The organism is Pseudomonas sp. GD03862, assembly GCF_029840855.1.
GTDB classification, from domain to species: domain Bacteria; phylum Pseudomonadota; class Gammaproteobacteria; order Pseudomonadales; family Pseudomonadaceae; genus Aquipseudomonas; species Aquipseudomonas alloputida.
Window position 1 is genome coordinate 82,886 of the sequence record NZ_JAOCDI010000012.1, and the last position, 24,544, is coordinate 107,429.

Sequence of the window (24,544 nt, forward strand, 5' to 3'; positions counted from 1 at the left end):
GATGTGCGTGTAGGAGCGGGTTTACCCGCGAATACGGTGGCGGCGGCAACGGTGAGCGGCGGGTGGAGATTGGCCAGCAGGCCCGGCCCTTTCGCGGGTGAACCCGCTCCTACAAAAGCCTGTGGCGGACCACGTGCGTGTAGGAGCGGGCTTGCCCGCGAAGAGGCCAGCCAAGCCAATACATGACCCCATTCAATGGAGAGAGGCCTGCCGCCGCTCCCCTAAAGGCGACAGCCCGAAGAACCGGCTATAACTCTTGGAGAAATGCGCAGGCGAACTGAAGCCGCAGGCCAGCGCCACCTCACGCACTTGCACGTCGCTGCGCAGCAGTAACTCCCGCGCCCGCGACAGCCGCAGCTCCAGGTAATACTGGCTGGGCGTGCGCTGCAGGTACTTGTGGAACAGCCGCTCCAATTGGCGCACGGTCACGTCGTTGAGGCTGGCCAGTTCCTCCAGCCCCAGCGGTTCCTCCAGATTGGCCTCCATGATCGCCACCACCTGGCTCAGTTTGGGCTGAGCGCTGCCGAGCAGGGTGCGCAGCGGTACACGCTGGCGCTCACGCTCACCGCGCACGCGGTCGCACAGCAACAGCTCGGCGGCCTTGGCCGCGATGTCCTGGCCGCCCGTGTCCCGGGCCACCAGTTGCAGCATCATGTCCATGGCCGCCACGCCGCCTGAGCAGGTGTAACGGTCGCGGTCCAGTTCGAACAGCTGGCTGGAGATCACGATACCGGGGAAGTGCGCCTGCAACGTCGGCAGGTCTTCCCAGTGGATGGTGCAGCGGTAACCCTTGAGCAATTCGGCCTTGGCCAGCAGGTAGCTACCGGTGCAGATACCGCCCAGTGGCAAGCGCTGGCGGGCCAGTTGGCGCAACCAGTCGATCAATGGGCGGTTGCTACGGCTTCGGTCGATCGGGTTGGCGCCGACCACCAGCAAGGCATCCAGCGCGGGGGCGTTGGTGATGTTGTAGTCGGGCAGTACGCGCATGCCGTTGCTGGCCACCACCGGCGCGTCGTCTGCGGCGATCAGCACACTGCGATACAGTGGCTTGCGCGCGGCCAGGTTGGCCATGCGCAGGGTCTCCACCGCCGACGCAAGGCCGATAGTGGTGAAATTGGGCAAAATCAGGAAGCCAAAGGTCTTTGCCGAACAATTCTTTACACTAGACGGCGATAGGTTTGCAGAAGCGGGGTGGACCATTGCGCTGTTCCTGTGCAAGCTGAGGCCTGGTTGGTCAGGGGCAGTGAGAAAGCAGAGCCTCGCGTGGTTCTTGTTGTTATGGGTCGTTGCCGGGTCGATCATACACCTCGGATGCAGCGGCCAGGAATGGCGCCGCCGGCTGGCGGGGCCGACAGTGATTGCACAGAGAAGGTGAGCGTCAGTGAACCCCGAAACCATGCTGGCGGGCTTGCCAGGCTATGCCATGGCCCCCGAAGCGATCCAGGTGCTGCCCGATGCCAGGGCTTACCGCGCCTGCTTGTTCGAGCGCATCCGTACGGCGACTCGGCGCATTGTTATCGTTGCGCTGTACCTGCAGGAGGACGAGGCCGGCCAGGAAGTGCTGGATGCCTTGTACCAGGCCAAGGCCGCGCGGCCAGGCCTGGAGATCACCATCGTGGTCGACTGGTTCCGCGCCAGGCGCGGGCTGCTGGGGGCCGGGCGTCAGCCGGGCAATGCCGCCTGGTACCAGGCCCAGCGCCAGTTGCACGGGCTGGACATCGCGATCCATGGCGTGCCAGTGCAGACCCGCGAACTGTTCGGGGTGTTGCACCTCAAAGGCAGCATCATCGACGATTGCGTGATCTACACCGGCGCCAGTCTGAACAACGTCTACCTGCATCGTTTCGACCGCTATCGCCTGGATCGCTACCACCTGTTCCAGTCACCGGCACTGGCTGATGCCATGGTCGGCCTGGTTCAGCGTTTGCTGCACCATACCGCCACACCGCGCCTCGACCTGCCGGCGCCACCTTCTACCCGCAGTTTGCGCGGCGACATTCGGCGTTTGCGCGCACGGCTGCGGCGCATGGACTACGAGGTACCGGCCAGCGTGCCGGGGCAGGGCCTGCAGGTGATCCCGCTGCTGGGTGTGGGCCGTGGCAATCCGCTGAACCGGGCGCTGTGCGCCTTGCTGGCAGTGGCGCGCACGCAGATCATCATCAGTACGCCGTATTTCAACCCGCCGCAGGTCGTGATGCGCGAACTTGACCATGCCCTGGCGCGGGGGGTTGGGGTGGAGCTGATTGTCGGTGACCGCACCGCCAACGACTTCTACATCGCCCCTGGCGAACCGTTCAGTGCCAGTGGTGCATTGCCCTATCTGTACGAGGACAACCTGCGCGCCTTCGCCCACCGCCGCCACGCCGCGATTGCCAGCGGCCAGTTGCAAGTACGCATCTGGAACGATCCCGGGCATACCTTCCATGCCAAGGGCGTTTGGATCGACCAGCGTTATTCGCTGCTGACCGGCAACAACCTCAACCCGCGCGGGTTCAACCTGGACCTGGAGAACGGCCTGCTGATCGACGACCCGCAGGGTCAATGGCTGGCGCCACGGGAAGCGGAGTTGAGCGAGCTGCGGCGCTTTGCGCCGAGAATCGGCTCGGCAGAGGCGCTGGGGGCGAAGGCCGAACATCCCAAGCAAGTGCGCAAGTTTCTGCGTCGGCTGCGCTATAGCCGGCTGGAACCGTTGATCAAACGGGTGCTCTGACGTCGCCTGCAATGGCCCTGTCGCCGGCAAGCCAGCGAAGGGCCAGAGTGGTACGCATCGCGCATTGATGTCATTATGATATTGCTGCCCACGGCCCTTTGTCAGGGGCTGGTTTACAATGTGCAGGCAACCTTGCAAGGCCCCTCTGAACGTGATCACGATCGCATACAGTCGGGCCTTTTCCCGTTAACCAGACAGGCCAATGCGTATATGGCGTTAGATCCACCCACGATGCTGACTATTTCAGTCGCTTTGGCCGCTGCGGCCGCCTTGTACCTGGCGATTGAATGGCGCAGTGTGCGCGAAACCTCGTTGCTGTACTGGAGTGCGGGTTTCGCCACGATTACGGTTGGTAGCACCCTGGCATTGTTGCGCGGGGTCGGCTTTCTGTTCATCGGCATCTGGTTCGCCAATGGCTTGCTGGTGGTGGCCCACGTTTTTTTCCTGATCGGCGTGCTGCGCTTCACCCAGGAGCGCTTGTCACGCGCCTGGATGATGGTTGTGGTGGTCTGGTTTGCCTTGCTGCTGCTGCCCGTGGGCCCGCAGTGGTCGAAGGTGATGCTGATGGTCAACTCGTTGTTGGTGGCCTCGCTGACGCTCAAGGCCAGTTTCCTGCTGCGGCCACATGGCAAATCGCTGAGTGTCGGGGCCGTGCAACTGCGCTATGTGTTGCTGATCCATGGGCTGTTCTATGTGGCCAAGGCGGCCATCGCGATCACGCCAGGCACGCTGATTGACCTGGCGACCTTTGGCGGGCTGATCATTCAGGTTTCGCTGGTGGAAGGCGCGATGGCGATCATGCTGATTGCCTTGTCGATGACCGGCACCGTACGTTACCGGCGGGAAGAGCGTATTGCCCGGCTGGCAGCCCGTGACCCGCTGACTGCGCTGTACAACCGGCGTGCACTGGAGGTGCGGGCGGGGCATTTCTTCAAGGACGTGAGCCCGGCGCAACCCGGGGCATTGCTGTTGATCGACATCGACAACTTCAAACTGGTCAACGACCTGCACGGGCATATCGCCGGCGACCGTTTGCTGATTGCCTTGAGCGAGATGATCCGTACGGCGCTGCCCGAGCGCTCGCTGGCGGCGCGGTTAGGCGGGGATGAGTTCGTCATCTTGCTCAGTGGCGCGAGCAGTGAACGGGTCATGGAACTGGGGAGTGGGCTGCGTGAGCAGTTCCAGCAGTACGCCGACAAGACCGTGCCTACGCCCCAGGCGGTTACCTTGAGCATTGGTGCCAACGTGTTCGATCAGCCGCCGGCGAGCCTGGCGGCGTTGATCGAGCAGGGGGATGTGGCGTTGTACCAGTCCAAACGTGGGGGGCGCGACAGCATTCGGTTTTTCGAGCGGGCGCTGGTTGAACTCCGGCAATGAGCGAATTACCTAGGTGGGTGAGCTTTCATGTAACCCCTGTGGGTGATCCATACAGGCGCTCCCGTCACCCGGCCCCCGCGTTTGACGGGCATCCGTGCCCGTCATCAGCAAAACAGCGTGGTCAGGTCGCTACCTGATAGCACGGTACATACTCCGCGCCGCCGGGCAGCTTCATCCGGTGCTGGTCGACGAATGCCTGCAGCAGCCGGCCCAGCGGGTCCAGTACGGCGCTGTCACCGTGGATCTGATACGGCCCGTGTTCCTCGATCAGGCGGATGCCTTTGTCCTTGACGTTGCCTGCGACAATCCCGGAAAACGCCCGGCGCAGGTTGGCCGCCAGTTCATGGGGCGGCAGCTCGCGGCGCAAGTCCAGGTCGGCCATGGCCTGGTGGGTCGGGTCGAACGGTCGCTGGAAGCTCTCCTCGATCTTCAGCAGCCAGTTGAAGTGGAAGGCATCGTTGCGCTCGCGGCGGAACTGCTTGACCGCCTTGAGGCCTTCGACCATGTGCCGGGCGACTTCCGCCGGGTCATCAATGATGATTTCGTACAGGCGATGGGCCGCTTCACCCAGCGTGGCGCCGACGAAAGCGTGCAACTGTTGCAGATAAGGTTCGGCGCTGCGCGGGCCGGTGAGCACCACCGGGAACGGCAGGTCGTGGTTGTCCGGGTGCATGAGGATGCCCAGCAGGTAAAGGAACTCCTCCGCCGTGCCGGCACCGCCCGGGAAGATGATGATGCCGTGGCCGACACGCACGAAGGCCTCCAGGCGCTTCTCGATGTCTGGCAGGATCACCAGTTCGTTGACGATCGGGTTGGGCGCCTCGGCGGCGATGATGCCGGGCTCGGTCAGGCCCAGGTAGCGGCTGCCATGCATGCGTTGCTTGGCGTGGGCGATGGTGGCGCCCTTCATCGGGCCTTTCATCACGCCCGGGCCGCAGCCGGTGCAGACATCCAGCTTGCGCAGGCCCAGTTCATGGCCGACCTTCTTGGTGTACTGGTATTCCTCGGTGCTAATCGAGTGGCCGCCCCAACACACCACCATCTTCGGCTCCACGCCTGGGCGCAGGGTGCGCGCGTTGCGCAGCAGGTGGAAAACGTAGTCGGTGATGCCCTGGGAGCTCTCCAGGTCGATGCGCTGGCTGGCCAGCTCGCTTTCGGTGTAGACGATGTCGCGCAAGGCGCTGAACAGCATTTCACGGGTGCTGGCGATCATTTCGCCATCGACGAAGGCGTCTGCCGGGGCGTTCAGCAGCTCCAGGCGCACGCCGCGGTCCTGTTGGTGGATACGCACCTCGAAGTCTTTGTAGGCCTCAAGGATAGTCTTGGCATTGTCGACATGGGCGCCAGTGTTGAGGATTGCCAGGGCGCACTGGCGGAACAGTGTGTAAAGGCTACCGGTACCGACTTCACTCAGTTGCTGCACTTCACGTTGTGACAGCGTCTCCAGGCTGCCTTTGGGGCTGACGGATGCATTGATGACATGGCGTTGAGGCATCTAAGTCTTTCCTGTGCGGGTAAAACATCCTTCTTTGACACCACCATACCTAGAAATGTGGACGGCAACGAGGGGGGGTGTGAAAAACCTTGAGACCGAGCTGCCTGCTTCGCGGGTGAACCCGCTCCTACAGGGGCGTTGCCATCTTCAGGGCAGCACCCACCTGTAGGAGCGGGTTTACCCGCGAAGCAGCCGACTCGGTCTCCCGTCAGCCCAACAGCTTCTGCACCCCCAGGGTAATCGCCAGCCCCCCGCCAACCAGCCACAGGTTGAGGATCGCCCCGGTCGCCAGCGCCCGTGGCCCGGCCTGGCGAATCTGGCTGAAGCGGGTTTCCATGCCCAACGCCGTCATGGCCATGGTCAAGGCAAAGGTGTCCAGGCTGTTCACGGCCTGGGTCACGCTGCCAGGCAGCACTTGCAGTGAATTCACCAGGACCAGTGCCAGGAAGCCGAAAGCGAACCAGGGCATGGCAATGCGCCCGTTGCCCTGCGCCTGGCCAGCCTTGCGCGAACGGCTGATCCACAGGCCCACCACCAGCAGTACCGGCACCAGCAGCATGACCCGGGTCATCTTGACGATGGTGGCGACATGCGTGGCTTCGGGGCTGACATTGCTGGCCGCGCCTACCACCTGCGCCACTTCGTGGACAGTGCCTCCCAGCAGCAGCCCCGCGCCCATGGTATCCAGATGCAGCCAGCCGGCATTGATCGCCAGTGGGTAAAGGAACATCGACAAGGTACCGAACAGCACTACGCTTCCGACTGCCATGGCGCTTTTATGGGGGGCGCTGCGCAGCGCCGATTCGAATGCCAGCACGGCGGCGGCGCCGCAGATGGCGCTGCCGGCGGCGGTCAGCAACGCGGTATCGCGGTCGAGCTTGAACACTTTCATGCCACACCACAGGCCGATCAGCAGGGTACTGGTGACTACCAGTACCGAGACGATAAGCCCCGACCAGCCGACTTCGGCAATTTCCTGCAGGCTTACCCGCAGGCCAAAAAATGCCACGGCAATGCGTAACAGGCCGCGAGCGGAAAAATTGATGCCTGCCGCCCAGCTTGCCGGTACGCCGTCACGCAGCGCGTTGCCATACAGGGCACCTGCGACGATACCCACGATCAGCGGGCTGATGCCCAGGTTGGCGATAGCGGGTATGGCCGCCAGTTGCGTGACTGCGACCGCGAACAGCGCGACGAACAGAATGCCATTGAGCCGCCCTCGGGTGGAGAGGGTAGGGGCAAAGGCAGGGTTGGACGGAACCGTGGCCATGTGAGTCCTCCGGAAAAGGTGTTTCGACAAGGCCTACGTTAATCTGGTTATAAGCTTATAAAAAATCGTAATTTAGGATGGCAAATATCCGTATAGCTGATATTTTTGAATCATGACCCCAGAACAGCTGATAACGTTCGCCACGGTTGCCGAACACGGCAACATCAGCCATGCGGCCCAAACCCTGCATCTGTCGCAGCCGGCGGTGTCCGGCCAGCTCAAGCTCTTGCAAGAGGCATTTGGCGAACCCCTTTACCAACGTGCCGGCCGCGGCGTGCGGCTGACTGCGGCCGGTGAGCAGTTGCTGGCGCATGCCGAGCGCCTGCGCGAAACCTTCCGCCAGGCGCAAGCGCTGCGCGAGGCCATGCGCGGGCTGGAGCGCGGCACCGTGCGCATCGGCGCCAGTACCACGCCTGCCAGTTACCTGCTGCCTTACCTGATCGCCGATTTTCACGGGCGTTATCCAGATGTGCTGGTCAGCACCTCGCATGGCAACACGGCGGAGATCGTCGCCGCCCTGGACAGTGTTGATATCGCTCTGATCGAGGGGCCGCCCGGGCAGGAATTGCCGTTGGGTACGCAAGTGACGCCGTGGCGCGAGGACGAGATCGTGGCGATTGTGCCCCGTGGGCATCCGCTGGCAGGCAGTGACCAGCAGACGCTGGCGGCGCTCGGCGCCTACCCGTTGGTACTGCGTGAAAGCGGCTCGGGTGTGCGGCAGATCGTCGAGCGGGCGTTTGCCCGTGATGGCGTGGCGATGCGTGTGGCGTTGGAGATCGCGGGCGTTGAAGGGGTAAAAGAGGCGGTCCGGGCCGGGATGGGGGTTGGCTTTGTGTCGGCGATGTCCATTCGCCATGAGGATGGGGCGCTGCACCGGCTGCAGGTAGCGCCGCAGGCGCTGGTGCGGCGTTTTTCCATTCTGTTGCCGCATGCGGCTACGCCTTCGCGGGCTGCCTCGCGGTTTCTTGAATTGTGTGTAGCCATGCAAGAGGCGGGTTGACTGTACTGGTCTCTTCGCGGGCGTGCCCGCCACAGGTACAGCACAGATTTTTGAAGACGGTGCTGTATCTGGACTGCCCCCAGGAAGTTGGACGCCAATTCAACCCTTGGTGGCTTCTGAACATAGGGTATTGGCTATATGGATCGGCGTGTATGCTTTGCAAGGCAGCCTTCGGTATCGAGTTAGCAACGGAGCCCCAGATGGAGTTTTCTGCCCACAAAGGCACTACGTCGATCAGCCTCGTGCGGGACGCACTTCAAGGAGCAGAACTGCGTGGCCTGGATGTCGCTACTGTGCTCAGCCACGCGCATATTGATCCACACCTGCTGGACCAGCGCTATGCCAGGGTACCTGCTGGTACGTTCTCCAGATTGTGGATTGCGTTAGCGGATTTGCTCGACGATGAGTTTTTTGCGGCAGACAGTCATCCCCTTCGCAGAGGTAGCTTCAAGCTGATGGCGCAATTGGCCCTCGGCTGCGACACCATTGGGCAGGCGCTCAAGCGGATTCTGGCGTTTCTCAGGACTGCCCTTGATGACATCTACGGGTCGGTGGAATGCGAGGGAGAGCATGCTGCAATTATCATTCATGATCATGGTGAGTTGCGAAGGGTGTTTTGTTACGGTGCCTGGCTGGTGCTCGTGCACGGCCTGCTTTGCTGGCTGTGCGACAGGCGCATTCCTATTGTGAAGTTATCGATGCGTCCTCCTCAGCCGGTGGACGACAGCGACTATCGAATGCGCTTTTGTGAGGAAATCGAGTGGAGGGCCGATAGAACCTCCGCTGTGTTCGAGAAGAGCTTTCTGGCGTACAAGGTTTGCCAAACGCCCGCTTCTCTTCCTGCCTTTCTAAAAGGCACGCCAAGTAACTTCCTTGTGAAATACCGTAACGACGACAGTACGAGCATTATGATCCGGCGGCGATTAAAACTGCTCTCTCCACACACGTGGCCTGAACTCGATGAGCTCGCCCGCGACTTGAGCATGTCCAGTTCCACCCTACAGCGAAGGCTCTATGCTGAGGGTTTCACCTACCAACGGCTCAAAGATAATCTACGGCGGGATATTTCCATCAGTCTGCTGTGCCGGGCAGGTATGACGGTGGATGGCGTTGCGTCAGAGGTTGGCTTCATTGAGACCAGTGCGTTCCACAGGGCATTCAAGAAATGGACGGGTATCACTCCTGGTGCTTACAGACGCTCGTTGCGTAGCCCTCGAGGAGACTAGTCCGCTGCGCTTGGGCTGATCACCCTCTGTTCGGAGCCATCCGGTTTTCCAAAAACTGCCCGTTCCGGTCAAGCAGAATGATGCCATTGGGCATGGTTGGCGCTTGCCATAAGGCCTACGATTTTTCTCGGGCGCCGTCTAGTTGGTGCCTCTCAACTCTCCCGACTCACACGCGGAACCATGCGTACCTGTGCGTGTGGTCGAGTTGTGCCAGATCGCTATACGTATGTGGACTTCAAAAACACAACAATAAGATTGAAGGAGACACGGTATGAGTTCTTTGAATATGTACACGTTGACCGAAGAGTCGAAGTTCAACCGCTTTCATGGACTTATTCTATTCTGGTGCGTGTTGATTCTGATTATTGATGGTTACGACTTGGCAGTGGTGGGGGCTGCCCTGCCAGCCATCATGGCCGATATGCAAATTGACGCAACCAGCGCCGGGGTAATGGCTGGCTCAGCATTGTTCGGGACAATGCTGGGCGCCATTTTTTTAGGCACATTGGCAGATCGAATTGGCCGGCCGAAAATGATCGCGATGTGTGTCGCGCTGTTCAGCATTTTCACCGCTGCGGCAGGGTTCACTGACAGCCCGCTGACCTTCAGTATCATGCGCTTTATCGCCGGCTTGGGAATTGGCGGTGTGTTGCCCATCTGTACGGCGCAGATGGGTGAGTTCTCGCCCTTGAAAGTTCGCACCCGGCTGGTGACCATCGTTTTCGCAGGCTATTCGGTGGGCGGAATTCTGGTAGCGCTGACGGGTAAACAACTGATCGAAAGCTACGGTTGGCAATACGTGTTTTACGTGGCAGTCCTGCCAGTGGTATTGATTCCTTTCATTCTCAAGACAATGCCCGACTCTATTGGCTTTATGTTGAAGCAGGGGCGACAAGACGAGTTGAAAGTCATCGCGCGTCGCCTTCGTCCCGACCTTGTGATCAAGGATGACACGCAGTTCGTTGGCAATCCGCAGATTATCTCTGCTCAAGACAAGCCGGTACGAAGCCTTTTCCTGGAAGGCCGTGGATACAGCACGGTCATGATCTGGATGGCATTCATGACCGGGCTGTTCATGGTGTATGCGCTCAATTCGTGGCTCACCAAGTTGATGGCCATGGCGGGTTTCAGCCTCGGTTCAGCCCTGAATTTCGTCATCGTGTTCAACCTCGGTTCGATCTTCGGTGCAATTCTGGGTGGATGGCTTAGCGATAAATTCAGCATCAAACACGTCTTGGTGGTGTTCTATGTGGTGGGCGCGGTCGCACTCACGTTGCTGGGATATACCCGCTCCACCGAACTGCTCTTTGTCGTCGTGTTCATCGTGGGGGCCTCGACCCTTGGCACCCAGCTTCTGGCCTATGCATACGCCGGCGATTTCTATCCCTCCACCATCCGTTCGACTGGCGTCGGTTTTGCATCGGGGGTCGGTCGCGTCGGGGCGATTGTCGCACCTGTTTTGATTGGTGCCTTGGTATCGATGGCGTTGCCGCTGGAGCAGAACTTCATGGCAATCGCGCTCGCCGGCCTGGTAGGGGCTGTTGCAGTGACCATGATCAACCAATCTCGCTCGGACTCCGCTGTAGTGAGGAAGAAGGCCACGGTTGCGCACGAGTTGACCTGACCGTAATTCTGAGAGACAGGTGCCAAGTATGCTTATTGATCGCTTGCGCGAATCACCGGTAGGTTCGGACGAAGCAGCCCGTTTGATCGACTGGGCAATTGTCTCACGTCGGAGCATCAGGTCGTTCCTCCCAACCCCAGTTCCGCTAGAGGAAATCGAAGCGATGCTGAACGTTGCTCGCTTTAGCGCAACAGGCGTCAACCTGCAGCCCTGGAATGTGCATGTTGTTACCGGTGATATGAAGGCACGGTTGTCCGCAGCACTTGCTGAGGTTGATGACCATCCGGCTGATGACCAACGCTTTTCTGATCCCTACGCGTATTACCCCAGGGAGTGGACGTCTCCCTACATCGAGCGGCGCAGGGAGGTAGGGTGGGGGCTCTATAGCTTGTTGGGCATCAGTCGAAGCGATAAACAAAGGATGCATGAGCAACACGGCCGGAATTATCGCTTCTTCGGGGCGCCTGTTGGCCTGTTCTTCACGATTGACCGCGTGCTTCAGGAAGGGAGCCTGCTGGATTATGGCATGTTCCTGCAAAGCCTCATGATTGCCGCACGGGGAAGAGGCTTGCACACCTGCCCACAGGCAGCATTCCTTAAATATCACAGCATCATCACTGAAATGCTGGAAATACCGAAGAGCCAAATGCTCGTCTGTGGGATGAGCTTGGGTTATGCCGATGATGGCAGCATTGAGAACACGTTGGTTACTGGCCGTGAGCCCGTGCGTGCATTCACTACCTTTCACTCAGAATAAAAACTGGCGTGCACCCTGTCCAAGTTTGGCGTCGGGCAGGGTGATACTGTTTCGATCATTCCGCTAAAGCGGGCCTTAACCCATTTGTAGAACTGGCATTGCATGGGGCGCTTAGCGGCGGACCATGCTCAAGCACACAACAAGAACAAGGTGCCTGTGATGTCTATTGCTTTTAAAAAAACGTTGGCTTGTTCAGCAACACTGCTAGTCGCGCCTTATGCTTCTGCCGCGTTCGTGGAAGACTTCAAAGGCAGCCTTGAGCTCCGGAACTTTTACTATAATCGGGATTTTCGCAATGATGGCGCCACTCAGTCCAAGCGCGATGAGTGGGCGCAAGGTTTTATCTTGAACCTGCAATCCGGTTTTACAGAAGGGCCAGTGGGCTTCGGTATTGATGCGATGGGCTTGCTGGGGGTGAAGCTTGATTCCAGCCCGGACAGAACGGGATCAGGGCTGCTGGCCTACGATTCCAACAGGCAGGTTGAGGATGAATACGGTAAGTTCGTGGCCACCGCCAAAGCGAGGATGGGTAAGACGGAGTTGAGGATAGGGGGGGTAAACCCTCTGATGCCTCTACTCTGGAGTAATAACAGCCGCTTGCTGCCTCAGGTCTTTCGCGGTGGTTCGCTGACCGTCAACGATATCGATAAATTGACGGTAACGGCTACAAGAGTCAACGCAGTGAAGCAGCGTAATTCCACCGATTTCGAATCACTCACAGCCACTGGCTATGCCCCGGTTGAGGCGGACCACTACAACTACCTGGCATTTGACTTCAAGCCTGCGAAGGACATGACCTTCAGTTTGCACGCCGCCGAACTTGAAGATCTCTATAAATCCTACTTCGCCGGCATTAAAGTCATCAAGCCGTTGTGGGAAGGCAATGTGATCGCGGATGTTCGCGTGTTCGATGCCAGCGAGACGGGCTCCAAAAAACTGGGTGAGGTGGATAACAGAACGCTGAGCAGCTACTTCGCCTACAGCATCAAGGGACACACCATCGGTGGCGGTTACCAGAAGGCCTGGGGCGACACCTCGTTTGCGTTCGTGAACGGCACGGATACCTATCTGTTCGGCGAATCGCTGGTCAGTACATTCACTGCCCCTGAGGAGCGAGTGTGGTTCGCAAGGTACGACTTTGATTTCGCCGCGTTGGGTGTACCGGGCTTGCTGTTCACCACTCGGTACATGAAAGGTGATGATGTCAATCCTGATCTGCTGACCAGCCGCCAAGCTGCTTCACTCCGCCTCAACGGGGAGGATGGCAAAGAATGGGAGCGGGTCACTGATATCTCTTATGTCATTCAGAGTGGTCCGGCGAAGGGTGTTTCGTTCCAGTGGCGTAACTCCACGAACCGCTCGACCTACGCTGACAGCGCTAATGAAAATCGCCTGATCATGCGCTACACCTTCAACTTCTAAATAGCGAAACGGGCCGGCCTTCTGGCGCCGGCCCCTTTTGTGCCATTCATTCCCAATCGAAGGGTTCGCTGTTTTCCGCCTGAATTGCACCAGGCGTTCGGACGCCTGCACCCAGCCGTTTCATCTTTTGCTGCGAAAGGCCAGTACCGATTAAGCCACTGCTGCCAGCTTGGCGCTGGTCTGCCGACGACGGTAGGCACTGTCACGGCTCGCCAGCCACCAGTACAGCGGCGAGGTGATCGCCAACCCTACCAGCCAGGACAGGTCAGCCCCGTTGATGTGCTCGGAAATCGGCCCGACGTACAGCGGGGTGTTCATGAACGGTATCTGCACCACGATACCCACAGCGTAGGCGATCAGTGCCTGCGGGTTGTAGCGCCCATAGATCCCACCATCGACCTGGAAGATCGACTGGATGTCGTAGTCACCTTTGTGAATGGCGTAGAAGTCGATCAGGTTGATCGCCGTCCACGGCACCAGCACCACCAGCAGTACCAGCACCATGTCAACGAAGTGGCCGATGAAGTCTGCCGAAGCGAACACCGCTACCACGCAGCAGGCCGACAGCACGATCAGCGACAGCACTGCCCGGCTTTTGGCGGTGGGGATCCAGCGGTAGGCGAACGTTTGCACCAGGGTGATGATCGACAGCACCGCGCCATACAGGTTGAGAGCGTTATGGCTGATCACGCTGAGCAGGAACAGCACCAGCATGATCGGGCCGAGCGTACCGGTGGCCAGCTTGACCGCGTCCATGGTGTCCATGCCGGCTGGGATCGCCAGCACGGCCACGGCGCCGAAGATGAACGACAGGCTTGAGCCCAGGGCCGAACCCAGGTAAGTGGTCCAGAAGGTCGAGCTGACTTTGACATCTGCCGGCAGGTAGCGCGAGTAGTCCGACACATAGGGCGCAAAGGCGATTTGCCACAACGCCGCCAGCGACACGGTGGCCAGCCAGCCGGCCAGGTTGAAGCTGCCACGGGTGAGGAAATCGTCGCTTTGTACATGGGTGAAGATGTAGCCGAAGCCGACCACGATACCGATACCCAGTACCCAGGTGCCAATGCGATTGAGCACGTGGATGAAGCGGTAGCCGATAATGCCGATGATGCCTGAACCCAGCGCCCCGATGACGATGCCCACCGGTACCGGAACGGCGTCGACCACGCCATGCAGGGACTTGCCGGCAAGGACGATGTTGGATGCGAAGAAGCCGATGTACATGACGCCGGCGATCACCACCACCAGCAGCGCGCCGAGGGTGCCGAACTGGGCGCGGCTCTGGATCATCTGCGGAATGCCCATTTGCGGGCCCTGGGCTGAGTGAAGGGCCATCAGCACCCCGCCGACCAGGTGGCCGACAAGGATGGCGACGATGCCCCATACCAGGTTCAGGTGGAACAGCTGCACACCCAGCGCGCCGGTGACGATGGGCAACGGCGCGATGTTGCCGCCGAACCAGAGTGTGAACAGATCCCTTACCTTTCCATGGCGGTCTTGCGGGGGCACGTAGCCGATCGTGTGTTTTTCTATCAGGGGTGCCGAATTGGCTGCACTGGTCATGACTGACTCCAAGGCAAGGTAGGGCATTGGGAACTGCCCGGGGGCGTGCCGGCGGTGGGCGACGCGTTCTTGTTGGAGCGATGATGAGGGGCGCGGGGATAACGAGAAATTAGTAAATATGTGCCCATAAGCGTTAAAAAAACTAAGGCTGACAAAAGCTTAAGCGGGTGACGGTAGCAAGGAGAGTGCCAGCTGGCTGAAGGCCTTGGGGTAGAGGGACGGCGGGGGTGGCAACCGGATCACGGTGGGCTGGGTTGGTGCGATGTGCGCGTTTTCAGGGCAGATGAAAGGTTGCCTGGGCCGGCCTCTTCGCGGGTAAACCCGCTCCTACAACGGGCTACGTCACCTTTGCAGGAGCGGGTTTACCCGCGAGGGGGCCGGCACAAGAGGAAACAGCTACATGGGTAGCAACCGATCCTGAATCACTTCCTTCATCACCAAGGTCGAGCTCAAGCGTTTCACATTGGGAATACTGGTCAGGTGCTCGTCATACAGCTTCTGAAACGCCGGCAGGTCCTTGGCTACCACATGCAGCAGGTAATCCGGGTCGCCGAACAGCCGCTGCGCTTCGACAATCTGCGGGATCTGCGCCAGTGCCGTTTCAAAGTCCGCCACCGGCTGGCGGGTTACCTCGCGTAGCGTCACGAATACCAGCGCGGCAAAGTTCAGCCCAAGGGCGCTCGGTGCCAGCCGTGCGTGATAGCCCAGAATGGCTCCGGACTCTTCCAGTGCCTTCAAGCGCCGATGACAGGGTGACAGGCTAAGCCCCACGCGGTCGGCCAGTTCGGTTACCGACAGGCGCCCGTCTTTTTGCAGCTCGGCAAGGATTTTTCGATCAGTTCTATCCATTGGGAAGAATCTTCCAATTCATGAATGCCAAGGGGAAATATACGAAAGAATATCCCCGAGCGAAATCCGTAATCTTTCGACATCCCAATGCAGTAGATAAGGAAGATTCAAGTGGCTATCAGTGTGCTGACGGCGTTCTGGGCTGTGTCGATGCTGTTCGTGATTACCCCGGGTGCAGATTGGGCCTATGCCATCTCTGCAGGCATGCGCGGTCGCTGGGTGATGCCAGCGGTGGCGGGGATGTTGTCGGGGCATTTCCTGGCCACGCTGGTGGTGGCGGCCGGGGTTGGCAGCCTGCTGGCTGGTCACCCGTTGGCGCTGACCTTGCTGACCCTGGCGGGGTGCACCTATTTGCTGTGGCTGGGCGGTAACCTGTTGCTCAGCCCGTCCTTGCCGGCGGCCGGGCAGGGCGGCGCGGGGGAGTCGGGCTCGCGCTGGGCGTTGAAGGGTTTTTGCGTCAGCGGCCTGAACCCCAAGGTATTCCTGCTGTTCCTGGCCCTGCTGCCGCAGTTCACCGACCCGCAGTCGAGCTGGCCCGTACCGTTGCAGATCTTGTTGCTGGGGCTGGTCCATCTGTGCAGTTCGCTGGTGATCTACACGCTGGTCGGCTATGGCGCCAAAGCGGTGCTGAGCACCCGGCCGGGGGCGGCAAAGCTGGTCGGGCGGGTGTCGGGGATGGCGATGATTACCGTGGCCCTGGGCTTGATAGCCGGGCAAATGACCTGAATTTACCGGTTCAGAATGACTTCAGATACACTCGCTGCACCCTCATGCACAACCAGGAAGTGCCCCCATGCCCGAAACCACGCAACTGCTCACGTTCGCCCTGATTTGCCTCGGCATGGTCCTGACCCCAGGGCCGAACATGATCTACCTGATTTCCCGCTCGATCTGCCAGGGCCGCCAAGCCGGGTTGATTTCGCTTGGCGGTGTGGCTCTGGGCTTCGTCATCTACATGTTCTGCGCGGCAATGGGCATCACGGCGCTGGTGATGGCAGTACCCTTTGCCTACGACGCGCTGCGCATCGGTGGCGCGCTGTACCTGTTGTACCTGGCCTGGCAGGCGCTGCGGCCGGGTGGCCAATCGCCGTTCCAGCTCCGTGAACTGCCCGCCGACAGCCCGCGGCGGCTATTCACCATGGGGTTTGCCACCAGCCTGCTCAACCCCAAGATTGCCGTCATGTACCTGTCGCTTATGCCGCAATTCATCGAACCGGGCCACGGCAGCGTGCTGTTGCAGTCGCTGGTGCTGGGTTCGACGCAGATCGCCATCAGCGTTACGGTCAACGCGCTGATTGCGATCATGGCCGGCTCCATCGCCGTGTTCCTGGCTGGCAGGCCACTGTGGCAACAGGTTCAGCGTTGGTTGATGGGAACGGTGCTGGCGGGGCTGGCGGTGCGCATGCTGGCAGAAGGGCGCCGTTGATCGCCCATTGCGACAAGTATCAGTGGCCGAGTACTTGCCCGAGCATCTGGCACACCTGTTCTGCCGAGTAGGGTTTGGCCAGGAAGGTGAACCCTTGGTGCCCGCCTTCGGCAATCGCATCGCTAAAGCCCGAAGTAAGGATCACCGGCAACTGCGGGCGCTGGCGGCGAAGTTCGCGGGCCAGTGCCAAGCCACCCATGCCGGGCATGACCACATCGGAAAACACCGCATCAAAATCACCTGCCGGGCCAGTCAACTGCGCCAGCGCTTCTTCTGCCGAACGCGCATAGCTGATTTGGTAGCCGTGGTCCTCGAGGAACTGAGCCGTGAAGCTGCCCAGGTCGGGGTTGTCTTCTACCACCAGTATTCGTCGCCGCTCGCCCTGTACCTGCGGCTGGCTGCCGGCCGAGGCGTCTTCGGGCAAGGCCGCAGGTGAGTCCTCCTGCGGCAGGTACAGGGTAAAGGTGGTGCCCTGGCCGGGGATGCTGTTCACCTGTACATCGCCCCCGGATTGCTTGGCGAAACCGAACACCTGCGACAACCCGAGCCCGGTACCTTCACCTGGGGCCTTGGTGGTGAAGAACGGGTCGAAGATGCGCTCCAACAACTCGCTGGCAATACCGACGCCGCTGTCGCTCACCGATATTGCCGCGAACGGGCCAGGCAGCGAAGGCTGACCGCGCAAGGCAGGCACTGGTCGGCCTGCAGACGCAGCTGCAAGGCACCTTCGCCAGCCATGGCATCGCGGCCATTGAGCATCAGGTTGATCACCGCGGTTTCCAACTGGCTGAGGTCGGCGCGGATGTGGCAGGGCGCTTGCGGTAACTGCAGCTCGACCCGAATGCGCGCGCCAGTGACGGTGTCGAGCATGTCGGCCATGGCCTCCAGCCGAGGCCCGGCCTCGAACACCTGTGGGCTGAGGGCCTGGCGACGGGCGAAGGCCAGTAGCTGGCCGGTCAGTTTGGCACCACGGTCGACCGTGTCGGACATGGTCTTGAGGTAGCGCTCGCGGCGCTCCTCGGCCAGGTTGGGGCGCTGCAGGAAGTGCAGCGACGAGCGGATGATGGTCAGCAGGTTATTGAAGTCGTGGGCTACGCCGCCGGTCAGCTGGCCAATGGCTTCCAGCTTCTGGGCTTGGCGCAGCACGGCCTCGGTGTGCAGCAACTGAGTGGTGCGTTCTTCGACGCGATGTTCCAAGGTGGTGTTGAGCGCTTCAAGGGCCGCCATCGCTTCGCGCACTTCGGCATGGGCCTGGGCCCGTTGTATGTGTGCCCAGCATCGTTCGGTCACTTCGCTGATAAGTGTTTGCTCGTAATCGGTCCATGCCCGGGGTACGCGGTCGTGAATCGCCATCAGCGCGGTCAGTCTGCCACCCTTGATCAGTGGCATGCAGATGGTGGCCGTAATGCCGATGGCCTGAAAAGTCGCCGCCTCGTCAGCGGCCAGTTCGCGCAGGTTGTCATTGATCACCAGGGCCAGGCCGCTGCGCAGGCGGCTGACAGCCAGGCGGCCGAAGTCATGCAGGTGATAGTGGCCCACCAGGCGTGGTGAACCGGGGGTCACCGCATCGCCGCAAATGGTGAAACCGTCCTCGTCGTGGTCCATCACCGCATAGGCGCAGCTGGACAGGCCAAGGTGCTCGACCAGCATGCGGGTGGTTATGGCCATGATCTGGTCCGGGTCGGTCGCCTCGGTCACGGCTCGCCCGAGGGTATCGAGAAAGTTCAGGCGTTGGTTGGTGACCACGCTGGCGGTGGTTTCGGTGACCGTGTCGAGCATGCCCAGAATCTCGCCATCATGGCCGCGAATCGGGCTGTAGCAGAAGGTGAAATAGGCCCGCTCCAAACCTCCGTTGCGGTCGATCATCAGCGGGAAGTCTTCGATGTACACCGCTTCACCGGCCAACGCACGGTCCGCCATGCTGCTGATTTCATCCCAGGCTTCGTGCCACACGTCGCGGAAGGGGATGCCCAAGGCCAGGGGCTTGCGACCGAGTATCGGGGTGAAGGCGTCGTTGTACAGGGTGATCAAGTCCGGGCCCCACAGCACGGCCTGCGGAAAGCGCGAGGCCAGGCACAGAGACATCGTGGTTTTCAGGGCGTCGGGCCAATGTTCCAGCGGGCCCAGGGGAGTGCTGGCCCAGTCGTGGTTGCGGATGCGTTCGGCCATTAGCCCGCCGCCGTCTAGCCATCTAGCCATGTGCTTTGCCGGTCCTCTTTCTCAAGGCCCTTAGGGTGCACCGAGAATAGACCGTTGGCGAGGGTTTTGTGAGGGGCTGTGCCACTGCACGAGCCTCTGCCACTGCGCGATCCGGGGGAGTGCAGATTCACCTGCGAAGAGGCCGGACAGGCTAGCGCATGAAGTGCACTTTGCCGGTGTCATCATTGCCCATGTAAATGCCATACACCCCGGCCTGCCGCTCGAGGATGTAGCGCTCGAGAATTTGCCGGATAGCCGGGTAGTAGATTTCATCCCAAGGGATTTCATCCGGTTCGAAGAACTTGTACGCCAGCGTCTCCGGCCCATACTGCCCGGTCTCTTCGGTGACGATGGCACGGAAGATGATGTACACCTCGCTGATCTTTGGCACGCTGAAGATCGAATACGGCGAGACGATGTCCGCACGTACCCCGCTTTCTTCCCATACCTCGCGCAGCGCCGCCTGTTCGGTGGTTTCGCCAGCCTCCATGAACCCGGCAGGCAAGGTCCAGGTGCCGGGGCGAGGGGGGATGGCGCGCTGGCACAGCAGGTACTTTCCATCGCGCTCGATGATGCAGCCGGCGATGATCTTGGGGTTGATGTAATGGATGTAGCCGCAGCCGGTGCAATGCAGGCGTTCGTGGGTATCGCCTGTGGGAACGCCCCGGGCCAGTTCCTTGGTGCAGTGCGGGCAGTAGCGCGGGGCATTGGGCATGATCAGCGACCTATGCGGGGTTCCTTCAGGGCCAAGGGTTCGACAATGTCGCGCACCTTGGCGTTGTCATCCTGCTTCTGGCGCAGGTAGTCCAGGGCCACCTTGGCGGCGGCGCGGACGTGGTCGACCGAGGCCTGGTGGGCCACCAGCGGGTCGCCGCCCTTGATGGCCTCGACGATCTTTTCCATTTCGCGGTTGCTGGCGCCGCGGCGGTTTTCCTGCGATACCGAGGTGGCGCGCAGGTAGCTGATGCGTGCTTGCAACTGGCGCAGCTGCTGGGCCGCCACCTGATTGCCAGAGCCTTCCAGCAGCACATCGTAGAAACCTTGTACCGAATCCAGCACCTGTTGCAACTCGCCTTCTTCCAGTGCTTCGCGGTTCACTTCCAGCGCGCGTTCCAGCGCACGGATGTCCTTGGCCTTGGCGTTGAGGGTGAACAGTTGCACGATCAGGCCTTCGAGCACACAGCGCAGCTCATAGATGTCACGTGCGTCTTCCAGGGTGATGATGGCCACGCGCGGGCCTTTGGCGTCGGCAAACTCGACCAGGCCTTCGGACTCCAGGTGACGCAGCGCTTCACGTACCGAAGTGCGGCTGACGCCGAGGCGGTCGCACAGGTCGCGCTCGACCAGGCGGTCGCCGGGCAACAGGTGAAAGTTCATGATTGCGGTGCGCAGCTTGTCGAGCACGATTTCGCGCAGAGTAACGGGGTTGCGGTTGACCTTGAAGCTGTCGTCGAGTGGCTGGCGTTTCATCAGGTGCGCTCTTTATGAGGCTGTTGCGCCAACATCGCGGAATGCCCCGAACCGAGGCTTTCCATGCAGTGGTTCGAACAGCCCGTTGTTAACGGGTTGGCTCCGCATCGGCTTCGGCAAAGGCTTCACGGGCCAGGCGGAAACTGTCCACCGCCGCGGGTACGCCGCAATAAATGCCGACCTGGAGCAGGATTTCGCGAATCTGTTCACGGCTCAGCCCATTGCGCAGGGCACCGCGAATGTGCAACTTGAGCTCGTGGGGCCTGTTGAGCGCGGAAATCATGGCCAAGTTTATCATGCTGCGCTCTTTCAGCGACAAGCCTTCGCGGCCCCAGACGTGACCCCAGCAATACTCGGTGACCAGCTCCTGCAACGGTTTGGTGAATTCATCTGCGTTCTGGATCGAGCGGTTGACGTAGTCCTCGCCCAGTACCTGGGTGCGGATTTTCAGGCCCTTTTCGTACTTTTCATTGCTCATGTGCAGTACTCCGGCATAAAAAAGGGGCCGCAACCGAGGGTGAGACGATTAGCGCGACCCCTGAAAACAGGGGCATCGGTGTTGGCTTCTTCGCGGGCTTGCCCGCTCCCACAGCTTCCGGAATCTGTGCGATACCTGTGGGAGCGGGCAAGCCCGCGAAGAGGCCAACACCGACTCAAGATGTATCAGCCAAGTGGCGGCAGGGCGCCGAGCTTGCCCTTGTGGTACACCATCGGGGTCATCGGCTGCTCAGGCAACACCAGGTTCTTCACCGCGCCGACAATGATCGCGTGGTCACCGCCGTCGTACTCGCGCCACAATTCGCACTCGATGATCGCCGTGGCCTTGGCCAGCAGAGGGTTGCCCAGCTCGCTCAGGTGCCATTCGACGCCCTTGGCCTTGTCCTTGCCCTTGCCTGCGAAGGCATACGCCTCGGCAGTCTGGTCGGCGGACAGCAGGTGGATGGCGAACTGCTTGCTGTCGCGCAGGATCGGGTAGGTGTCGGAGGCGTAGTTGGGGCAGAACAGCACCAGCGCCGGGTCGATCGACAGCGCGCTGAACGCACTGGCGGTGATGCCGACGATGCCGCCGTCGGCGTCCAGGGTGGTCACTACCGTGACGCCTGACGGGAAGGAGCCCATCACGTCTTTGTAGATGCCGGGTTCGATCATCTCGTGTTCCTCCTAGCGCATCACGAACGGGTCGGGCATCGGCGCGGTGGACAAGTTGATCCACACGGTCTTCAGCTCGGTATAGGCCAGCACCGAATCGATGCCGCTCTCACGGCCGTAGCCGCTGTTCTTGAAACCACCTATCGGTGCCATGGCCGACACGGCGCGGTAGGTGTTGACCCAGATGATCCCCGAACGCACGTCGCGGGCCAGGCGGTGGGCACGGCCCAGGTCGCGCGTCCAGATGCCGGCAGCCAGGCCGAACTGCGAGTCGTTGGCCATGGCCAGGGCTTCTTCTTCGGTCTTGAAGCGGATCACTGCGGCGACCGGGCCGAACACTTCTTCCTGCATGATGGTCATCGCGTTGCTGTCGCACTCGAACAGGGTCGGCTCGTAGAACCAGCCGTCACCTTCAACGTCGGCACGCTTTCCGCCCATATGCAGTTTGGCGCCTTCGGCCTTGGCCGCAGCCACCAGGCCTTCGACGACTGCCAGCTGCTGTGCGGTGGCCATCGGGCCCATTTCGCTGGCGTCGTCCTGCGGGTTGCCGATGCGGATGCGCTTGGCGCGGGCAATCAGGCGCTCGACAAACACGTCGAAGATTTCATCCTGCACCAGCAGGCGCGAACCGGCCACGCAGCTTTGACCGGACGCGGCATAGATGCCGGCCACGGCGCCATTGATGGCGCTGTCCAGGTCGGCGTCGGCGAAGATGATGTTCGGCGACTTGCCGCCCAGTTCCAGCGACAGCTTGGCGAAGTTTTCGGCGCTGCTGCGCACCACGTGGCGGGCGGTGGCGGCACCGCCGGTGAAGGCGATCTTGCGCACCAGCGGGTGGCGGGTCAGCGCCGCGCCGGTGCTGGGGCCGTAGCCGGTGACCACGTTGACCACGCCGGCCGGGAAGCCGGCCTCAAGGGCCAGTCGGGCCAGCTCGAGGATGGTCGCCGAGGCGTGCTCGGACGGTTTGAGCACGATGGTGTTGCCGGCAGCCAGGGCAGGGGCCAGCTTGATCGCGGTGAGGTACAGCGGGCTGTTCCACGGGATGATCCCGGCAACCACGCCGATCGGCTCGTGCACGGTGTAGGCGAACAGGTCGGGTTTGTCCAGCGGCAGGGTACCGCCTTCGAGCTTGTCGGCCAGGCCCGCAGTGTAGTGGAAGAACTCCGGCAGATAGCCGACCTGGCCGCGGGTTTCGCGGATCAGCTTGCCGTTGTCACGGCTTTCCAGCTGGGCCAGGTGCTCCTTGTTCTCGGCAATCAGGTCACCCAGGCGACGCAGCAGCTTGCCGCGGGCGGTGGCGGTGATGCTGCGCCACGCCTTGCTGTCGAAGGCACGCTGGGCGGCCTGAACGGCCAGCTCCACATCGGCTTCATCGGCGTCGGGCAGTTGCGCCCAGGCCTGGGCGGTGGCCGGGTTAAGGCTGTCGAAGGTCTTGCCGCTCTGGGCATCGCGCCATTGGCCGTCGATGCACATCTGGAAACGAACGAGGGTCATGCAACAATCCCCTTGGCGGATTCGGTGAGGGTGCGGGCTTGGGTGAGGAAGTCCAGCAGCATCTTGTTGACTTCACGCGGTGCTTCCACCGGCATCATATGCCGTTGCTCGGCGAGGACCACACTGCGTGCGCCAGGAATGCAGGCGGCGAGCTGGCGGGTCATGGCCGGGGTGGAGCCCGAGTCGAGTTCGCCGGTGGCGATCAGCGTCGGCACCTGGATACTGCCCAGGTCGTCGGCGCGGTACATGTCCTGAGTGGCGAACAGCGAATAAGTGGTGTGGTAGCCCTGCGGGTCGTTGCTCGCCAGCACCTGGCGAATGGCGGCGACCTGCGCCGGGTTGGCAGCCTTGTATTCACGGCTGAACCAGCGGTCCAGGGCAGCATCGACGTTGGCGTCTGGGCCCAGCTCCGCCGCTTGGGCAGCGCGGGCGATCACCCCGGCACTCTGCTCGGGGGTGCGGTTGAACACGCTGTTGAGCACAACCAGTGCAGCCAGGCGCTGCGGGTAATTGAGGGCGAATGCACGGGCAACCAGGCCGCCCATGGAGAAGCCGATCACGGTGGCTTGTGCAATTTGCAGGTGGTCAAGCAGTTCGGCGAGCTGGTCGGCATAGCCTTCCAGCGGTGTGTCGGCAGCCGGTACGCGGCTTTGACCGTGGCCGAGCATGTCGTAGGCGATGACGCGGTAGTCGTTGGCCAGGCCAACGAACTGACCGCCCCACATTTCCTTGTTCAGGCCCACGCCGTGGATCAGTACCACGGGTTGGCCCTGGCCGACATCCAGATAGCTGGTGCCGGCAGGTGTGCGTTCAGCGACAGGCTGAATCATGGAGGGCGCTCCTTGAAGGTCGGGCGCGGCGGGTAAGCACGCCACGCCCCGGCCCGTCTTGGTTGTTGTTATTGAGCGTTGGCTTTTTCGGCAGCCAGTTCTTCCAGGTCGATGTAACGGTTGCCGATGCGCGGGTGCAGGCGGCCGCCATCGGCTGCGCCCAGGACCACGACGATTTCATCGGCACGCGGGGCATCTTCGATCTGCATTTCCAGGGTGATGTAGTGCGAACGCAGGCCTTCGTCGTCCTTCTGCATCATCGGGATCTGGATCGAAGTGCCTGGGCCGCCGCGCTTGTTGGTGAAGCTCAGGTAGCTCTTGGCCTGAACTGCCTCGCGGTAGTGGTTGCCGAAGCGCAGGGTATGGATCACGGCCGAGGCGTGCTCGATTTCGCCATCAGCGCCGACGACAGCGGCTTTACCGTAGGCCTCGATCTTGTCGGCGCCGCCAATGGCAGCAGTCAGGCGCTCGACCATCAGGGCACCCAGCTCCGAGCAGTTGGCGCGAATTTCCGGCTTCAGATCTTCAACGAAACCGCGACCGGCCCATGGGTTCTTGATCACGACAGCCAGGCCGACCATGGTCACTGGCTTGTCAGTGGCCTTGCCGCCTTCGATGCGGGTCTCTTCGGAGTAGGTGACGATCTTGCGGATTTCGAAACTCATGGGTGGCTCCTGGTGAGG

At 61.2% G+C, this 24,544-nt stretch carries 21 protein-coding genes and 1 pseudogene; 9 read left to right on the top strand and 13 right to left on the bottom strand.

What is annotated here, in order from left to right:
* Window positions 1-192: 192 nt before the first annotated feature.
* Window positions 193-1,200, bottom strand: coding sequence for a GlxA family transcriptional regulator (locus tag N5D53_RS10685; RefSeq protein WP_019751089.1), 1,008 nt, complete (start codon window positions 1,198-1,200; stop codon window positions 193-195).
* Window positions 1,201-1,381: 181 nt separating this feature from the next.
* On the opposite strand from N5D53_RS10685, the gene pssA reads away from it, so the two are divergent.
* Both pssA and N5D53_RS10695 read left to right on the top strand, forming a co-directional pair.
* Window positions 1,382-2,710, top strand: coding sequence for a CDP-diacylglycerol--serine O-phosphatidyltransferase (gene pssA, locus N5D53_RS10690; protein ID WP_266023859.1), 1,329 nt, complete (start codon window positions 1,382-1,384; stop codon window positions 2,708-2,710).
* A 231-nt stretch (window positions 2,711-2,941) separates the two neighbouring features.
* The gene (locus N5D53_RS10695; RefSeq protein ID WP_266023861.1) at window positions 2,942-4,087 is read left to right on the top strand and encodes a GGDEF domain-containing protein; all 1,146 of its coding nucleotides are present in this window, start codon (window positions 2,942-2,944) and stop codon (window positions 4,085-4,087) included.
* Between the two features lie 121 nt (window positions 4,088-4,208).
* On the opposite strand, the gene ppnN is transcribed toward N5D53_RS10695, so the two are convergent.
* Complete coding sequence (gene ppnN / locus N5D53_RS10700) at window positions 4,209-5,582, bottom strand: nucleotide 5'-monophosphate nucleosidase PpnN (protein WP_014590577.1); 1,374 nt, start codon at window positions 5,580-5,582, stop codon at window positions 4,209-4,211.
* Window positions 5,583-5,790: 208 nt separating this feature from the next.
* Window positions 5,791-6,852 carry a YeiH family protein gene (locus tag N5D53_RS10705; protein WP_104961441.1) on the bottom strand — a complete coding sequence of 354 codons (1,062 nt, stop codon included), beginning with the start codon at window positions 6,850-6,852 and terminating at the stop codon, window positions 5,791-5,793.
* A gap of 112 nt (window positions 6,853-6,964) precedes the next feature.
* Here N5D53_RS10705 and N5D53_RS10710 point away from each other — a divergent pair, with 112 nt between their 5' ends.
* The 5 genes from N5D53_RS10710 to N5D53_RS10730 all read left to right on the top strand — a co-directional run bounded on the left by N5D53_RS10710 (window position 6,965) and on the right by N5D53_RS10730 (window position 12,881).
* Complete coding sequence (locus tag N5D53_RS10710) at window positions 6,965-7,852, top strand: LysR family transcriptional regulator (RefSeq protein ID WP_266023864.1); 888 nt, start codon at window positions 6,965-6,967, stop codon at window positions 7,850-7,852.
* Window positions 7,853-8,052: 200 nt separating this feature from the next.
* Window positions 8,053-9,078: an AraC family transcriptional regulator gene (locus N5D53_RS10715; RefSeq protein WP_104962869.1), complete on the top strand. Its 1,026-nt coding sequence runs from the start codon at window positions 8,053-8,055 to the stop codon at window positions 9,076-9,078.
* 271 nt (window positions 9,079-9,349) lie between these two features.
* Window positions 9,350-10,702, top strand: a complete 1,353-nt coding sequence (locus tag N5D53_RS10720; protein WP_064493012.1) for an aromatic acid/H+ symport family MFS transporter — start codon at window positions 9,350-9,352, stop codon at window positions 10,700-10,702.
* Window positions 10,703-10,730: 28 nt separating this feature from the next.
* Window positions 10,731-11,459, top strand: coding sequence for a nitroreductase (locus N5D53_RS10725; protein WP_020192108.1), 729 nt, complete (start codon window positions 10,731-10,733; stop codon window positions 11,457-11,459).
* Window positions 11,460-11,561: 102 nt separating this feature from the next.
* Window positions 11,562-12,881, top strand: a complete 1,320-nt coding sequence (locus tag N5D53_RS10730; RefSeq protein WP_198748081.1) for an OprD family porin — start codon at window positions 11,562-11,564, stop codon at window positions 12,879-12,881.
* 150 nt (window positions 12,882-13,031) lie between these two features.
* On the opposite strand, the gene N5D53_RS10735 is transcribed toward N5D53_RS10730, so the two are convergent.
* Together N5D53_RS10735 and N5D53_RS10740 are read right to left on the bottom strand one after the other, a co-directional pair.
* Window positions 13,032-14,444 carry a cytosine permease gene (locus N5D53_RS10735; RefSeq protein ID WP_014590635.1) on the bottom strand — a complete coding sequence of 471 codons (1,413 nt, stop codon included), beginning with the start codon at window positions 14,442-14,444 and terminating at the stop codon, window positions 13,032-13,034.
* Window positions 14,445-14,840: 396 nt separating this feature from the next.
* Window positions 14,841-15,293, bottom strand: coding sequence for an Lrp/AsnC family transcriptional regulator (locus N5D53_RS10740; protein ID WP_003256079.1), 453 nt, complete (start codon window positions 15,291-15,293; stop codon window positions 14,841-14,843).
* Between the two features lie 111 nt (window positions 15,294-15,404).
* Between N5D53_RS10740 and N5D53_RS10745 the strand changes: the two genes are divergently transcribed.
* Together N5D53_RS10745 and N5D53_RS10750 are read left to right on the top strand one after the other, a co-directional pair.
* Complete coding sequence (locus N5D53_RS10745) at window positions 15,405-16,019, top strand: LysE family translocator (RefSeq protein ID WP_064493008.1); 615 nt, start codon at window positions 15,405-15,407, stop codon at window positions 16,017-16,019.
* Between the two features lie 67 nt (window positions 16,020-16,086).
* Window positions 16,087-16,719, top strand: coding sequence for a LysE family translocator (locus tag N5D53_RS10750; protein ID WP_003256077.1), 633 nt, complete (start codon window positions 16,087-16,089; stop codon window positions 16,717-16,719).
* A gap of 19 nt (window positions 16,720-16,738) precedes the next feature.
* Here N5D53_RS10750 and N5D53_RS10755 read toward each other — a convergent pair.
* The 8 genes and pseudogenes from N5D53_RS10755 to N5D53_RS10790 form a co-directional block, all read right to left on the bottom strand.
* Window positions 16,739-18,918 (bottom strand): annotated as a pseudogene (locus N5D53_RS10755) (ATP-binding protein).
* A gap of 151 nt (window positions 18,919-19,069) precedes the next feature.
* Window positions 19,070-19,633, bottom strand: coding sequence for an NUDIX hydrolase (locus tag N5D53_RS10760; RefSeq protein ID WP_010954491.1), 564 nt, complete (start codon window positions 19,631-19,633; stop codon window positions 19,070-19,072).
* Between the two features lie 2 nt (window positions 19,634-19,635).
* On the bottom strand, window positions 19,636-20,388 hold the full coding sequence (locus tag N5D53_RS10765) for a GntR family transcriptional regulator (protein ID WP_010954490.1): 753 nt from the start codon (window positions 20,386-20,388) through the stop codon (window positions 19,636-19,638).
* 88 nt (window positions 20,389-20,476) lie between these two features.
* Window positions 20,477-20,866, bottom strand: coding sequence for a carboxymuconolactone decarboxylase family protein (locus tag N5D53_RS10770; RefSeq protein WP_003256073.1), 390 nt, complete (start codon window positions 20,864-20,866; stop codon window positions 20,477-20,479).
* A gap of 185 nt (window positions 20,867-21,051) precedes the next feature.
* The gene (locus tag N5D53_RS10775) at window positions 21,052-21,537 is read right to left on the bottom strand and encodes a flavin reductase family protein (RefSeq protein ID WP_014590641.1); all 486 of its coding nucleotides are present in this window, start codon (window positions 21,535-21,537) and stop codon (window positions 21,052-21,054) included.
* A gap of 12 nt (window positions 21,538-21,549) precedes the next feature.
* Window positions 21,550-23,031, bottom strand: a complete 1,482-nt coding sequence (locus N5D53_RS10780) for an aldehyde dehydrogenase (protein WP_064493006.1) — start codon at window positions 23,029-23,031, stop codon at window positions 21,550-21,552.
* Window positions 23,028-23,861, bottom strand: coding sequence for an alpha/beta fold hydrolase (locus N5D53_RS10785; protein WP_020193431.1), 834 nt, complete (start codon window positions 23,859-23,861; stop codon window positions 23,028-23,030). Before N5D53_RS10785 ends, N5D53_RS10780 begins: the two co-directional genes overlap by 4 nt.
* 68 nt (window positions 23,862-23,929) lie before the next feature.
* Complete coding sequence (locus N5D53_RS10790) at window positions 23,930-24,526, bottom strand: amino acid synthesis family protein (RefSeq protein WP_003256068.1); 597 nt, start codon at window positions 24,524-24,526, stop codon at window positions 23,930-23,932.
* Between the last annotated feature and the right edge of the window lie 18 nt (window positions 24,527-24,544).

What these genes read in the sequence shown, in the direction of transcription:
- N5D53_RS10780 (WP_064493006.1), bottom strand. Translation starts at nt 23,031, where the DNA reads ATGACCCTCGTTCGTTTCCAGATGTGCATCGACGGCCAATGGCGCGAT.
- N5D53_RS10695 (WP_266023861.1), top strand. Translation starts at nt 2,942, where the DNA reads ATGCTGACTATTTCAGTCGCTTTGGCCGCTGCGGCCGCCTTGTACCTG.
- N5D53_RS10705 (WP_104961441.1), bottom strand. Translation starts at nt 6,852, where the DNA reads ATGGCCACGGTTCCGTCCAACCCTGCCTTTGCCCCTACCCTCTCCACC.
- N5D53_RS10750 (WP_003256077.1), top strand. Translation starts at nt 16,087, where the DNA reads ATGCCCGAAACCACGCAACTGCTCACGTTCGCCCTGATTTGCCTCGGC.
- N5D53_RS10710 (WP_266023864.1), top strand. Translation starts at nt 6,965, where the DNA reads ATGACCCCAGAACAGCTGATAACGTTCGCCACGGTTGCCGAACACGGC.
- N5D53_RS10790 (WP_003256068.1), bottom strand. Translation starts at nt 24,526, where the DNA reads ATGAGTTTCGAAATCCGCAAGATCGTCACCTACTCCGAAGAGACCCGC.
- N5D53_RS10725 (WP_020192108.1), top strand. Translation starts at nt 10,731, where the DNA reads ATGCTTATTGATCGCTTGCGCGAATCACCGGTAGGTTCGGACGAAGCA.
- N5D53_RS10765 (WP_010954490.1), bottom strand. Translation starts at nt 20,388, where the DNA reads ATGAAACGCCAGCCACTCGACGACAGCTTCAAGGTCAACCGCAACCCC.
- N5D53_RS10715 (WP_104962869.1), top strand. Translation starts at nt 8,053, where the DNA reads ATGGAGTTTTCTGCCCACAAAGGCACTACGTCGATCAGCCTCGTGCGG.
- N5D53_RS10685 (WP_019751089.1), bottom strand. Translation starts at nt 1,200, where the DNA reads ATGGTCCACCCCGCTTCTGCAAACCTATCGCCGTCTAGTGTAAAGAAT.
- N5D53_RS10760 (WP_010954491.1), bottom strand. Translation starts at nt 19,633, where the DNA reads ATGCCCAATGCCCCGCGCTACTGCCCGCACTGCACCAAGGAACTGGCC.
- N5D53_RS10785 (WP_020193431.1), bottom strand. Translation starts at nt 23,861, where the DNA reads ATGATTCAGCCTGTCGCTGAACGCACACCTGCCGGCACCAGCTATCTG.
- ppnN (WP_014590577.1), bottom strand. Translation starts at nt 5,582, where the DNA reads ATGCCTCAACGCCATGTCATCAATGCATCCGTCAGCCCCAAAGGCAGC.
- N5D53_RS10740 (WP_003256079.1), bottom strand. Translation starts at nt 15,293, where the DNA reads ATGGATAGAACTGATCGAAAAATCCTTGCCGAGCTGCAAAAAGACGGG.
- N5D53_RS10775 (WP_014590641.1), bottom strand. Translation starts at nt 21,537, where the DNA reads ATGATCGAACCCGGCATCTACAAAGACGTGATGGGCTCCTTCCCGTCA.
- N5D53_RS10730 (WP_198748081.1), top strand. Translation starts at nt 11,562, where the DNA reads ATGGGGCGCTTAGCGGCGGACCATGCTCAAGCACACAACAAGAACAAG.
- N5D53_RS10770 (WP_003256073.1), bottom strand. Translation starts at nt 20,866, where the DNA reads ATGAGCAATGAAAAGTACGAAAAGGGCCTGAAAATCCGCACCCAGGTA.
- N5D53_RS10735 (WP_014590635.1), bottom strand. Translation starts at nt 14,444, where the DNA reads ATGACCAGTGCAGCCAATTCGGCACCCCTGATAGAAAAACACACGATC.
- N5D53_RS10720 (WP_064493012.1), top strand. Translation starts at nt 9,350, where the DNA reads ATGAGTTCTTTGAATATGTACACGTTGACCGAAGAGTCGAAGTTCAAC.